Origin of the sequence: Cucumibacter marinus DSM 18995, from assembly GCF_000429865.1 — a bacterium.
Lineage (GTDB): Bacteria > Pseudomonadota > Alphaproteobacteria > Rhizobiales > Devosiaceae > Cucumibacter > Cucumibacter marinus.
The window spans coordinates 179,716-192,118 of the sequence record NZ_KE386977.1 but is presented as its reverse complement, the minus strand read 5'-3'; the positions used below and the strand labels follow the sequence as shown (position 1 = coordinate 192,118).

Sequence of the window (12,403 nt, the reverse complement as noted above, 5' to 3'; positions counted from 1 at the left end):
GAATCCTGTGTGGTTATTTCGTCACAGCCTGTGGAAATTGTGACGAAATTCCGGCACGCTCGGCCAGAGCAGTGACACACTGCATTTCAAATTTTCTTTAAATTGCAGCCGCTTACCCGCGAAGCGCAAGCAATTCTTGCGGCCAACCCCTTGCAATCCGGGCCTCTCAAGTAATCCGACCACACCACATCGACCTAGACTTTGTTTGTGAATCACGCCAACTTTCGACTAACGAGACGTTAACCATAATATCCTACCTGAGGGACAGGTCGGGATTTGGTCTATGAGGGGTGGTTCATGAGACTTCACGGAGCAGTCATCGGCGGTCTTGTCGCCGGTCTGATGTGCAGCACCGCTGCGGTGGCACAGGACGGTTCGGGATATAGCGCCGGTTTCACTGTAGGCGGCATAGGGTTCCTGATGCCGGACTATGAGGCGCCAGGCGTGATCACCGACGGTGTCGGCGGTGTCGAAGCAACCCATCAGGTCATGCTTTTTGGCGGCGTGCTGGCAGGCAGCTGGGCAACCCCGCTTAGTGATGATGGCCGCACCCTCCTGGGCAAGTCCGGTTTCATGGCCATTGGCGTCGGCAATTCCACGATGAATGTGACGCTTGATGGTCAAGGCACCCTTTTCCTGCCGGGCTACACCACCCCCACCGGCACGATTGAGGTGAATGCGAGCTACACGGGTGGCGGCACCGTGACTTCGGACGCAGTTATTTCGGGCACAGGTGGCGACGGCAGCTCAGATCTGGATAACGCTGGCAGCGGTGCTCAGGACGGTTGGGGCGCCAATCAATCAGGGAGTGCATTCACACTGTTTGGTGGCGGTACCTTTAACGACCCCGCCGACATTGACGACCTCGCGTTTGCATTCGGTGCGATTGCGTCGACCGAAGGCGGCGTATTCCTCGCGACCGGCGACCTGACGGGCGTTGAGATTACTTCCTCACTCGATTCTACCGTCGTTTATGGCGGGATCGACTTGAGTATTGCCCGGGCTGGCGAAGGCAATATCCAGGGTTATGTCGGGCCGAGCTACCGTTACCTGAAACAGGATTACACCTCCGACATCATGATCAACATGCTTGAGACGGATGTCCCGCCCGATACAACCTTTGCAGACTACACGCAGTCCACCAACGAAGTGATGACTTCGCACTATCTCGGCGGTGCGGCAGGCATCAGCTATGTCGCTGCAAGCGAGGATGGCAACACCTTCTCTTTCGGGGGTGAAGTCGGCGTCTACAATCGGATGACGGACTTCGAAGGCATGCAGAGCTACACGCTTTCGGGCGGGGTTCCCGCGCTGGTCGAAGGCGATCAGACGGTGACAAACTCGACCACGCTCACCGACAGCGACAGCGGCATTGCCTATGCCCTGCGCGGTCAGGCAGTTTGGACCAAGCCGACGGCTGAAAACCGCCAGATCAGCTTCGGTCTGGGCGGTGAGTATCTTTCGAGCGTCCCGACTTTGACTCGCAGCTATCTTGGCTCGAACTTCGGCGGCACCACTGACGATGCCGACTACACCGGCCCCGAAACCAGCGACACGCCGATGCTCAGCTTCGGCGAAATGTTCAATGTGTCGGGTACCGTGTCCTGGACCGGCCAGTTCTGATCGACAGTACCCGTTGATGACTTATGCGCCGGGCCCCACGTGCCCGGCGTTTTTGTGTTTGTGGACGCAATAGGCCGCATCGCTACCTAACCCCAAAGAATCGATCCACACAGACTCCCGCCTCCGCGGGAAAGACATCGATTAATTGGTCAACTCACTCCTCTGCCCTTCGTGCCATTCCCGACCAAGCCACCGGCGCGGGGCAAGGAGTGCCCTCTCTTGGGCGCGGCGCCCACCTCTTCCCCCGGGGAGAGGGATCGCTCCCTGCAACACTTCCCAAGCCCTCACCCTGAGCTTGTCGAAGGGCGTGGGCGGTCGGCTTGGGCACGGCAAACCTAAGTGGCCCATCCTTTGCCCTTCGACAAGCTCAGGATACTCATGATGAGGTTTGAGCCTCGAGCTGGTGCGCTGCCACACTCTCCTTCGTCATCAACCGGTTCAGCCCGCCGGCGCGAGGCAAAAAGCGTCCGGTTGATCCATGTGAGGTGGCCAGATGGACCACCCGAACAAGTCGGCTGGTGACGGAAGGAGTTGATGATCTGGTGCTCAACCCATTGTGCCGTCCCGACCAGCCCGCCCGCACGAGGCAGACCTCTTCCGGTCGCCACTGGGAGGGAGGAGACACAAAAAAGGGCGCCCGGAGGCGCCCTCAGGACCTAGAGGTCGGCAGTACTTACTGCTTGATGATCGCAACCTGCTCATGGCCGTTCTGGCTGATGCCGGCAGTGTTGCCATGACCGTCCTGAACCACAATGGCGAGCTGCTCATGGCCATGCTGGGTTACTTCGGCGTCGTTGTGGCTACCAGCCTGAACGACACCAGCAGCCTGGAACTTGCCGTGCTGATGGATGTCAGACGAGTTCTTGTGGCCGAGCTGCAGAGTGCCAGCAGCCTGGAACGCACCCTTCTGCTTGGTGCGGGCGCTGTTGCCGTGGCCGAGCTGAGCCGTACCGGTGATCTGCTTGTAGCCTTTCTGGCTGGTGTACTGGCGGTTGTGGACGCCAGCCTGGAAGCTGCCAGCGATCTGCTTCTTGCCGTGCTGACGGATAACCGAGCTGCTCTTGTAAGCGTGCTCCTGATCGATACCGGCGACCTGATGGCCGTGACCGCCCTGGTAGATCTTGGCGTAGTTCCACATGCCGGCCTGGGCAGGCGCGGCAGCGAAGGCGATGGCAGTTGCTGCAACCGCAGCGACGAAAACTTTCTTGTACATGATACTCCCCGTGCACAATGACTTGTCTCGAGGAAGAAACAACACGTCCTTCCAGTGCTTAGGGAAATATTATTTAAGCAAAGCGGCAAATGAATATGTGTAGGTTTATTGTTGTCAACAGCGCGAATTAATAAAGCATTAACCATACACAGCTCTAACATAATTGAATTTTCCACCCATTGACCAACAATTGAGTGACATTAACTAATGTAGTTGCTGATTATGGTGCTTGCCGATCCATTTGCATCACAGCAAAACGGAATTTGCGACATATTCCGGTATATACGCACCATCGCTGCTCCGCCTTTCCCGAGGACGTCATCCGGCGCTGAGTCAAAATTCGGCGCCAGCGCCGTTTCGCGCGCCTTGCGCGTCCGGGTGAAATGCAAAAAGCCAAAGATACGTGGTTTTACTTGTCACTAGCGCGAATAGGCGGCAGTCAGCACCACATCACAAGGACCTGCGAGTTAACCTTACGCGCAATCAAGGCCCTGAATTCCAACGGTTTACATTGCTTCGGCGCCGATCAATTAGTATTTTGTTAATCGTGGATCGGCGCGCACGCAGCATGTCGGGAAAAAGAACAAAAGTTCAGCTGCGGGCATGTTCATCCGGCTAGTCCATTCGGACTATTCATGGATGACAGCCCAGCGAATGCCGGATCCGTGGACGGCGTCTGCCTGACAGGGCGGTGTTTTGGTTTTCAGACAGGGGGCAGATCAAGTACCGGCCGGCATGTGTCCGGCGGGAGGAGTTGACAGGCATGGGTATCAATCTGAGCAGCTTTGTGGGCAGTCACAATGCCCTGATCGGAAGCATCTACGACCTGGCATTGGGCCGGGCGAGCTGGGACTCAATTCTCGATACATTGTCGGCCACCTGCCCGGAATGCCTTGTCATGGTCTCGGGCGACGATCTTGCAAGCGGCCGCAATCTGGCTTTCGCCCATCGCGGTTTGGCCAGCCAGGCGATCCCCGCTTATATGAGCACTTATTCAGCGCAGAACCCCTGGCACGACGCGCAGGCAGAAATGCCGGTCTGCCAAGTCTATCAGGACGAGCAGATACTCGAGCGGGCCGAACTCGCTGCTTCGGCCTTCTACAAGGACTGGCTCGGCAAGCAGGGACGCTTTGATGCCGGCGTCGGCGCCGTAATCCTGCGCGAGGGATCGCGCCAGTTGACCATCGATATCCGTTTCGATTCCCAGGCCAACCCTGAGTTGCGCGACCGGGCAACACGTCTGCTCTCGGAAGCGACTGCGCATTTTGCCCGCGCCTTCGAGATCGTCCGGCGGCACCGCAGCGACCGGCCGGGACCGCTTGAGGACCTCGTCGAAACCTTGCCTTTCGCCGTTTTCACCCTGACCGAGGATATGCGCATTCAGTATGCGAACGGTCCTGCCCGTTCGATATCGGCCAGCAACTACTTTTTGACGGCGGATAATTCACTGCGGATCTGCGAACAGGAAGGCGACGATGCCCTGCGGCAGCTCATCAGCAGAGCCGCCGGTTCGAAACGTCCGGTCAGCGCCGCGTTGCAGCTTTCCGAGCCGTCCGGGGGCCGCAGTTTTGCCATTGCCCGCCGTGCCGATTCCGAAGCGCATGCCGGCGGATTGCATGACGCGGTGCTGGGCACCGGCCCGCTTGTCATCCTGGCGCTGCATCACGATCACGACGACGCGGTCATCTCGAGCGACATGCTGTGGCGGCTTTTCGGATTTACCGATGCCGAGGCCAATCTGGCTGAGGCACTGCTGAGCGGCGCCACGCTTGGGGATTTTGCCAAGGAGCGCGAGGTCTCCAAGCAGACCGTCCGCAACCAGCTTGTCGGCGTCATGCGCAAGACCGGCACTCGCCGGCAAAGCGAATTGCTGCTGCTGTTGAGCCGGCTGTCGCTCTCGAGCCTCTAGTTCCCGAACCGGATCAACGCGGGCGGCTCGCCCATTCGAGCTGGCTTGCCAGATGCACAAAGGGAATGCCGAGATGATCGGTGAGCCCGATACCGCATGTGGTCACCGTCGTCACCCCGCGCGTGCACCCTGTCGGCAGGTCCTGACCGGCGAAGCGCAGCGCGTGGGTGTTGAGTTCAGGCACCACCATGCCGCGATCGCCGGCATAGCCGCAACACGTCACCGAAGTCAGAACCGCGATGTCATCCGCGCAGGCACGGGCCACCGCTTCGGTTGCCTTTTGCTCGCCCATGCGCTGCGCCGAGCAATTGTGATGCACAGCCAGAACCGGCAGGCGGGCGGTGATCTCCAGATGCGGCAGAACCTGTGCGGCGAGAAACTCGGCACTGTCGGCAAGGTCGAGGGGCAACCCCTCCTGCTTCGCCGAGCCGACGACACACGACGAGGTGTCCGCCACGATCGGCAATTCGCCATCGCGTGAAAGGGCGCGCATTTCGCTGTACCAACGGGTCCGCACGTTCTCCGCGGCGTCAGCATAGCCCTGAGAGGAAAAGGCACGGCCACAGCACAGCCCGCTCTTTTCCGGGAGGACCACGTCAAAACCGGCGCGGCGAAGCAGGGCCGCCATGGCCTCGGGCAATGGCAACAGATCGTCAGGCGTTCGCGGTTCGGCAAACATGCGCGACGGGCAGGACGGGAAATAGACGATGCGGCCTCGCGGCGCGCCTGGGGCCCGCTTGCGGCCGCGCCTGGGCCGGCCGGGGCCAGGCCGCACGGAAGGGCTGGTCATGGGCAGCCGGTTGCCACTGACCTTGCGGGCTGTCTTGTTGAGGCTGTCGACGAGGTCGTCGCCCAACACCGACCGCGCCGCCGCAGCAGCACCCAGACCAAGCTTCAACCCCGATTCCACGATGCCGGTGTGGCCAGACAGGGTGTTGGCAACACCGTTCGCAAAGCCGGAATGAACCTCCCCCCGCTTGGCGATCATGTTTGTGCCGGTCTCAATGCCGACCGGGCAACGCAGCGCGCACAGATTGCAGGCGGCGCAGGTATCGAGACCGGCATAGGCATAATTGCGCTCAAAGTCCGCCAGCCGGACCGGATCGTCGCCCGTGCGTTCGAGCCGCTCGATTTCGCGGGCCAGCACAATGCGCTGGCGCGGTGACAGGGTCAGTCCTGCCGAAGGACAGGCCGGCTCGCAGAACCCGCATTCAATGCAAAGATCCATGGCCGTATCGGTGACCGGCATGGGTTTGAGATCGTGGGCATGCGCTTTGGCGTCGCTGTTCAAAAGGACGCCCGGGTTAAGCAGGTCTTCTGGATCGAACAGATCCTTGATGCGGCGCATCACCTGATAGGCCGCCTCGCCCCACTCCTTCTCGACAAAGGCCGAGATCGCGCGTCCCGTGCCGTGCTCGGCCTTGAGCGAACCGGCGTAATCGACCGAGACCATCTGGGCGAGGTCATTGTTGAAGGCATCGAAGGTTTCGGCAGCACCGGGCCGGGAAAAGTCCTCGGCCATCTGGAAATGCAGGTTTCCCGCAAGCGCGTGGCCGAAGATGATCGCTTCGGTATAGCCATGCCGGTCCAGCAGGGCACGCAGATCGCCCACCGCATCGGCGAGCCGGTCGATGGGCACCGCCACGTCTTCGGTCAGCATCGATGTGCCGGCGGGCCGCATGCCACCGGCAGCCGGGATCAGACCCTTGCGGACGTCCCACAACGCGGCCTGGACTTCGGCGTCGCGGCTGAATTCGACCCCGGAAAGCGGTGCCCCCTCCCCCAGACCATCGAGCGTTTCTCCGGCGCCGGCGATCGCAATATCCAGCGCCTCGGCGCTCTCGGCCACGATCTCGACCAGCACGGCGGGCGAGGTGTCGGTCAGCACCGGGCGGAACGGGGCCATGGCCGGCTTGGCCTCGACCGCGCGCAGCGCCAACCGCTCCATGAATTCGGCGGCCGCGACACCCAGCCTTTCAAGCGCCATCACCCCCGTGGCCGCGCTATGCGCATCGGGGAACACAATCAGCGCCGTGGCCTTGTGGGGGTAATCGGGGACGGTCTCATAGGTGACTTCCGAAACGAAGCCGAGCGTGCCCTCGGAGCCCACGACCAGATGGGTCAGAATGTCGATGGGGTCGGTGAAATCGACCAGGGCGTTCAGCGCATATCCGACGGTGTTCTTGATCGCGTATTTACGCCGGATCAGATCGGTCAGCACCTTGTCGGCCTTGACCTTGGCGGCCAGGGCATCGAGCCCTTCCAGCAGGTCCGCGCGCGATGAAGCGAAGGCTGCGCGCGAGGCGGGATCGCCGGAATCAAGCGTCTTGCCGTCTGCCAGCACCAGTTTGAGCCGGCTCATGGTGTGATAGGTGTTCTGGGCAACCCCGCAGCACATGCCGGAGGAATTATTGGCGACAACGCCGCCGATCTTGCAGCTTGCCTGGCTGGCCGGGTCCGGGCCCAGCCGCCGGTGATAGGGCGCAAGATGCCGATTGACCTCGGCGACGATCATGCCCGGCCCGAGCGTAATTTGCTCGCCGCGCTCATCGTCTATCCGCCAATGGCGCCAGCCATCGCCCAGCACCGCCAGCACGCCTTCGGTCACGGCCTGGCCCGATAACGATGTCCCTGCAGCCCTGAACGTGACCGGCAATCCGGCGTCCCGCGCCGCGGTCAAAGCGGCGCGCACATCGTCCTCGTCATTGACGAAGGCGATGGCCGCCGGCACCAGCCGGAAAAAGCTCGCATCGGCGGAATAGGCAAAACGCGTGAAGGCGTCGGTATGGAGCCGCATCTGTGGCCGGGCCTGCTGCGCGAGGGCAGCGAAGCGCTTGGCCGGGGGTGTGGGATCGAGCATAAAAAGGGCCGAAAGGGAGTTGGACCTCCCCTCTTTAGCACGCTCACCAAAGTCAGGTCGATTCGCCTGATCGCGGCTCACGCGCCGTCGAGCATGGGCAACCACAGCCCGTTCTCACGGGCGCAGTCGATGGCCGTTTCATATCCCGCATCGGCATGGCGCATGACGCCTGTCGCCGGGTCGTTCCACAGCACGCGGCCGATCTTTTCGGCCGCTTCAGGGGACCCGTCGGCGATGAGCGCGATGCCCGAGTGCTGAGAGTAACCCATACCGACCCCGCCCCCGTGATGGAAGGAGACCCAGGTCGCGCCGCATGCGGAGTTGAGCATGGCGTTGAGGATCGGCCAGTCGGAGACCGCATCCGAGCCGTCGGCCATGCCTTCGGTCTCGCGATTGGGGCTGGCGACAGAACCCGAATCCATATGGTCACGACCGATGACGACGGGTGCGGAAAGCTCGCCATTGGCGACCATCTCATTAAAGGCGAGGCCAATCTTGTCACGCAACCCCAGTCCGATCCAGCAGATGCGGGCGGGCAGGCCCTGGAAGCGGATGTGTTCGCGCGCCTTGTCGAGCCAGTTGTGCAGATAGGGATCGTCGGGGATCAGTTCGCGGACCTTGGCATCGGTCTTGTAGATGTCCTCGGGGTCGCCCGAAAGCGCCACCCAGCGGAAGGGCCCCTTGCCGGTGCAGAACAGGGGCCGGACATAGGCCTCGACGAAGCCGGGATAGGAGAAGGCGTCCTTGACGCCCTTTTCCTTGGCCATGGCGCGGATATTGTTGCCGTAGTCGAGGACGATCGAGCCTTTCTCCTTGAAATCGAGAATGGCGCGAACCTCGGTCGCCATGGAACGCTTGGCAGCCTCGGCGACCCCTTCGGGATCGGTCTCGCGCCGCTCTTCCCATTCTCGGACGGACCAGCCTGCCGGCAGATATCCATTGACCGGGTCATGGGCCGAGGTCTGGTCGGTCACCACATCGGGCACCAGTCCGCGCGCCTCGATTTCGGGAAAGATTTCGGCGGCATTGCCCAACAGGCCCACCGAGACCGCGCGGCGATTCCTTGTCGCCTCGGCGATGATCTCCAGCGCCTCGTCGAGGGTGCGGGCGGAGAGGTCGAGATAGCCCGTGCGCTGGCGGAAAGCGATGCGGTCGGGATCGCACTCCACCGCCAGGATCGACGCGCCGGCCATGGTTGCGGCGAGCGGCTGGGCGCCGCCCATCCCGCCAAGGCCCGCCGTCAGGATCCAGTGCCCGCCCAGCTTGCCGCCAAAATGCCGGCGACCGATCTCGGAGAAGGTTTCATAGGTGCCCTGCACGATCCCCTGGGACCCGATGTAGATCCAGGACCCGGCAGTCATCTGGCCATACATCATCAGGCCGCGCCGCTCCAGGGCATTGAAATTCGTCCAGTCGGCCCATTTGGGCACGAGATTGCCGTTGGCGATGATCACGCGAGGGGCACCCTTGTGGGTGGGGAAGACACCGACAGGCTTGCCGGACTGCACCAGAAGCGTCTGCTCGTCAGTGAGTTTTTTGAGAACCTCGACGATCTTGTCGAAGCTCTCCCAGTTGCGGGCGGCGCGGCCAATGCCGCCATAGACGACGAGTTCGCCCGGACGTTCGGCCACGTCGGGATCGAGATTGTTCATGAGGAGCCGCATGGGCGCTTCGGTCGCCCAGGACTGTGCATTCAGGTCCGAACCGGTCGGCGACCGGACAGTGCGGGTATTGGATCTGTTACTCATGCAATTACCTTTTTTTCGCGCAGGGACGCGATGTCGTCTGCCGTCAGACCCAGTCTTTCGGCCAGCACGGCATCGGTGTCTTCGCCAAGGGTGGGTGCGCGCTGGCCGTGGGGCCTTGGCGCGCCGGCGAAATGCACCGGTTGGGGGATGAGGGGAATGTCGCCCAGCACCGCATTGGTGCCCGAAGCAACGAGGCCGCGCGCAGCGCTGTGGTCGGAGGCCAACACATCGCCGAGCGACCAGACCGGTCCGGCAGGCACGCCGGCCTGTTGCAGGGCTTCGACAGCCTCGGCACGGGTTTGGGCCTTGGCCCAGTCGGCGATGATCCCACGCAGTTCGTTTTCGTGGTCGTTGCGCGCCTGATTGTCGATGAAGCGCGGGTCTTGAGCCAGTTCGGGCCGCCCGATGGCAGCGCAGATACCGGCAAAGATGCGGTCGGTGAACCCGACCAGCACCACATCGCCGTCGCGGGTGGCGAAACTGTCGACCGGATAGGTCTCGGGGTGGCGATTGCCGACCCGGCGCACCGGCTTGTCGGTGAACATCTCCCGGCTGAGCCCCGTCAGCAGCATCGAAAAGACCGCATCGAGCATGGCGACTTCGAGATAGCGCCCTTCGCCGGTCTTTTCGCGGTCGAACAGGGCAGCCAGAATGCCCCAGCTCGCGAACATGCCGGTGGCGACATCGGCGATGCTCTCGCCCACGGCGTTGGCGCGGCCCTCGGGCTCGCCGGTGATCGACATCAATCCGCTCATCGCCTGAATGACAAGGTCGAAAGCCGGCCACTTGGCGTAGGGCCCGTCCTGGCCGAAGCCGGAAATCGAGGCGTAGATCAGCTTGGGGTTCTCTGCGCGCAACGTCTCATGGTCGAGACCCAGCCTTTTCGCGACGCCGGGGCGGAAATTCTCGACCACCACATCGCTGTCGCGGGCGAGCTTTTTGACAAGCGCCACGCCTTCTTCCGATTTGAGGTCGATCGCAATCGAGCGCTTGCCGCGATTGAGCAGCATGAAATAGGTGCTCTCGCCCTCTTTGTAAGGCGCGAAATGGCGGCCTTCCTCGCCAAAACCAGGCATCTCGATCTTGGTGATCTCGGCGCCGAGATCGCCCAGCATGGCCGTGCAATAGGGTCCCGACATCACGCGCGTCAGATCGAGAATGCGGACACCTTCAAGCAGGTTGCGATCAGCCATGCGCAGCCTCCCTTGCCGTCAGATCGAGAACGAGTTTGCCGCGGGAGCGGCGATTGGCGAGATCGTCGAGCGCGGCGGGGAGCGCGGTGAGCCCCGCCCGGGTTTCGACAACCGGTTTGATGGTGCCGGCCTCGAGCCCATCGGTAATCCGCTGGGCCACGCGGCGCAGCATGGCGGCGTCCTTGTCGTGGTTCCAATAGACCCCGATCGCTGCGATGCGCCGCAGCAGCAGACGATGGGCCGGGATTTGCGGAATGGTGCCCGAGGCAAAGCCGACAATCAGCAGCCGGCCATCGAGTCCGAGGGCTCTGAGGCTTTGCAGCGTCGTCTCGCCCCCCACCGGGTCGAGCACAACCTGAGCCCGGTCGGGCCCGGTAATGGCGAAGAGTTCGTCGAGCCAGCCCTCATCGCGGTAATCGAGGCAGTAGTCCGCCCCGCTGGCACGCACCAGATCGCGCTTTTCCTCAGAACCGGCAGTGCCGATCACGACAGCACCCATGGATTTGGCAAGCTGAACCGCCGCCAGCCCCACGCCGCCGGCGGCCGCATGGATGACGATATGTTCGCCGGGCTTTAGCCTTGTGCATTCGGTCAGCGCGACCATGGCGGTAGTGAAAGAGACCGGGATCGCCGCGCCTGTGACGAAACCGATATCGGCAGGCAGCCTCAGCGCCATATCGGCGCGCACAATGGCCTCTTCAGCGAACCCGCCCCAATCGACCTTGGCGGCGATGCGGTCGCCGGTTCTGAAGCCGGTTCCTTCGCCTGCAGCGATCACTTCACCGGCAATCTCCTGCCCCGGCGTGAAGGGGCGCGGCGGGCGCACCTGGTATTTGTCCTCGAGCATTAAGAGGTCCGAGAAGTTGAGCGCTGCAGCCTTCACGCCCACCAGCAATTCGCCCGGTCCAGGCGTCGGCGCTTGCACCGTCACGAGCCCGATCGCATCGCGACCCGGTTTGTCGGACTGCCAACGCGTGATCGTCGTTTCACTCACGCCCGCGCCTCCCGGTCGATGGCGTCGGCGTTCTCGCCGGTCAGTCTTTCGGTCAGGCGCTTGACCGCCTCGGCAACCATGGTGCCGTAGCCGGCCATGGCCTCTTCGCCCATGCGCTGGATGGGGGCGGCAATGGCGATCGAACCAAGCGGAAATCCGCCGGGATCGAGAATGGCGGCACCGACACCGGCCACACCGGGATAGGTTTCTTCCCGCGATGTGGCATAACCGCGAGCCCGAATCGCATCGAGATCCTCGACCAGCGCCGCCGGGCGCATGGGCACAGCAGGATTGATCGGGGGCATCGGCGCATCGATCACCCGCTGGGCCATGGTGTCGGGCAAATGGGCGAGCACGGGCTTGGCCGAGGCGCCCGAATAGAGCGGGAAGGTGGCGCCGATATTCTCATAGACGCGCAGGCCGCCATGCTGGGCGGGAATCTGGTCGAGGCAGACAACCTCCAACGCCGCGGGATTGAAGCCGGTGAGCATCACCGTTTCCCTGGTGCGGCGGGCAAGATCCTCAACCACATCCATGGCGATGGCCGACAGGTCAAACTGCAGCTGCGCCCGCCGCCCGAGCTCGATGGCTGCAAAGCCAAGCGAGTATCGGGCGGTGCGTTCATTGAGGGTGAGATAGCCGCGGGACACGAAATATCTCACCAACCGGCTGACGGTCGAGCGCGGCAGATCCGCTGCCCGCACGATTTCGCCCTGGGTCCAGGTCGGGCGTTCGGCCGAGAACAGCTCAAGCACGGTCATCGCCTTGTGCAGGAGGCCAACGCCGCGCAGCGCAGGATCATTCTCGGTATTGACAAGCTCGGTGGTCATGTTCTCATAATGTGGCATAGTGTCCTACAATGT

General features: G+C 62.4%; 8 protein-coding genes. 2 read left to right on the top strand and 6 right to left on the bottom strand.

Annotated features, from left to right (window positions below):
* Positions 1-297 precede the first annotated feature (297 nt).
* The gene (locus G489_RS0111745; protein ID WP_029041692.1) at positions 298-1,623 is read left to right on the top strand and encodes a hypothetical protein; all 1,326 of its coding nucleotides are present in this window, start codon (positions 298-300) and stop codon (positions 1,621-1,623) included.
* A gap of 673 nt (positions 1,624-2,296) precedes the next feature.
* On the opposite strand, the gene G489_RS21905 is transcribed toward G489_RS0111745, so the two are convergent.
* A complete protein-coding gene (locus tag G489_RS21905; RefSeq protein ID WP_051332574.1) occupies positions 2,297-2,836 on the bottom strand; it encodes a hypothetical protein in 540 nt (179 codons plus the stop codon).
* Positions 2,837-3,599: 763 nt separating this feature from the next.
* Here G489_RS21905 and G489_RS0111735 point away from each other — a divergent pair.
* The gene (locus tag G489_RS0111735; RefSeq protein ID WP_029041691.1) at positions 3,600-4,745 is read left to right on the top strand and encodes a helix-turn-helix transcriptional regulator; all 1,146 of its coding nucleotides are present in this window, start codon (positions 3,600-3,602) and stop codon (positions 4,743-4,745) included.
* 13 nt (positions 4,746-4,758) lie between these two features.
* Here the strand turns inward: G489_RS0111735 and G489_RS0111730 are convergent, their stop codons facing one another.
* The 5 genes from G489_RS0111730 to G489_RS0111710 form a co-directional block, all read right to left on the bottom strand.
* Positions 4,759-7,605: an FAD-binding and (Fe-S)-binding domain-containing protein gene (locus G489_RS0111730; RefSeq protein WP_029041690.1), complete on the bottom strand. Its 2,847-nt coding sequence runs from the start codon at positions 7,603-7,605 to the stop codon at positions 4,759-4,761.
* Positions 7,606-7,682: 77 nt separating this feature from the next.
* The gene (hutU, locus tag G489_RS0111725; RefSeq protein ID WP_029041689.1) at positions 7,683-9,353 is read right to left on the bottom strand and encodes a urocanate hydratase; all 1,671 of its coding nucleotides are present in this window, start codon (positions 9,351-9,353) and stop codon (positions 7,683-7,685) included.
* Positions 9,350-10,546 (bottom strand): CaiB/BaiF CoA transferase family protein, encoded by a 1,197-nt coding sequence (locus tag G489_RS0111720; RefSeq protein ID WP_035872531.1) that lies wholly within the window; start codon positions 10,544-10,546, stop codon positions 9,350-9,352. The genes hutU and G489_RS0111720 overlap by 4 nt, the downstream gene beginning before the upstream one ends.
* On the bottom strand, positions 10,539-11,540 hold the full coding sequence (locus tag G489_RS0111715; RefSeq protein WP_051332573.1) for an NADPH:quinone oxidoreductase family protein: 1,002 nt from the start codon (positions 11,538-11,540) through the stop codon (positions 10,539-10,541). Before G489_RS0111715 ends, G489_RS0111720 begins: the two co-directional genes overlap by 8 nt.
* Positions 11,537-12,370 carry an IclR family transcriptional regulator gene (locus tag G489_RS0111710; RefSeq protein ID WP_029041686.1) on the bottom strand — a complete coding sequence of 278 codons (834 nt, stop codon included), beginning with the start codon at positions 12,368-12,370 and terminating at the stop codon, positions 11,537-11,539. The genes G489_RS0111715 and G489_RS0111710 overlap by 4 nt, the downstream gene beginning before the upstream one ends.
* Positions 12,371-12,403: the final 33 nt, after the last annotated feature.

Bases quoted from the DNA above. Each gene is read 5' to 3' on its own strand.
- G489_RS0111745 (WP_029041692.1), top strand. From the start codon at position 298: ATGAGACTTCACGGAGCAGTCATCGGCGGTCTTGTCGCCGGTCTGATG.
- G489_RS21905 (WP_051332574.1), bottom strand. From the start codon at position 2,836: ATGTACAAGAAAGTTTTCGTCGCTGCGGTTGCAGCAACTGCCATCGCC.
- G489_RS0111735 (WP_029041691.1), top strand. From the start codon at position 3,600: ATGGGTATCAATCTGAGCAGCTTTGTGGGCAGTCACAATGCCCTGATC.
- G489_RS0111730 (WP_029041690.1), bottom strand. From the start codon at position 7,605: ATGCTCGATCCCACACCCCCGGCCAAGCGCTTCGCTGCCCTCGCGCAG.
- hutU (WP_029041689.1), bottom strand. From the start codon at position 9,353: ATGAGTAACAGATCCAATACCCGCACTGTCCGGTCGCCGACCGGTTCG.
- G489_RS0111720 (WP_035872531.1), bottom strand. From the start codon at position 10,546: ATGGCTGATCGCAACCTGCTTGAAGGTGTCCGCATTCTCGATCTGACG.
- G489_RS0111710 (WP_029041686.1), bottom strand. From the start codon at position 12,370: ATGACCACCGAGCTTGTCAATACCGAGAATGATCCTGCGCTGCGCGGC.